Source organism: Kitasatospora sp. SC0581 (assembly GCF_048159585.1).
Taxonomy (GTDB): domain Bacteria; phylum Actinomycetota; class Actinomycetes; order Streptomycetales; family Streptomycetaceae; genus Kitasatospora.
Genome location: NZ_JBLRWA010000307.1, coordinates 1 through 325 on the forward strand (window position 1 = coordinate 1; position 325 = coordinate 325).

The 325-nt window shown below is 75.7% G+C and carries 1 protein-coding gene and 1 pseudogene; both read right to left on the minus strand.

Features of this window, described 5'->3' with window-relative positions:
* Positions 1–87, minus strand: an 87-nt coding sequence (locus tag ACLWS4_RS38215; protein ID WP_416876598.1) for a hypothetical protein, incomplete at its 3' end; no start/stop codon positions are given.
* Positions 84–325 (minus strand): annotated as a pseudogene (locus ACLWS4_RS38220) (hypothetical protein); the annotation flags it as partial. The pseudogene ACLWS4_RS38220 and the gene ACLWS4_RS38215, both read right to left, overlap by 4 nt.

Below are 325 nucleotides of genomic sequence, written 5' to 3' on the forward strand. Positions count from 1 at the left end.
GGCGCCCTCCCGCAGCAGCGGCTGCGGGCAGAACAGCGCGGTCTGCGGGCCGCGCGCGTCGTAGCGGCCGAGCAGGAAGCCGTTCACCCAGAGGTAGCCGTGCCGGCCGCCGGGACGGCCAGCCAGCCGTCGCCGGTGGCGTCCAGGTCGAACGTGCCCCGGGCGAACGGGCCCTCGCCCGTGAACGCGAGCTCCGGCAGCGGGGCCTGGACGTCGAAGGCGGCCACCGTGCAGCCGTGCAGGTACTGCCGCTCGTGCCGCACCCCGCCCGTGATGCCCTTCGAATCCCGGTCTGCGGGCCGTAGTTGACCCGCCCGAGCGAGCT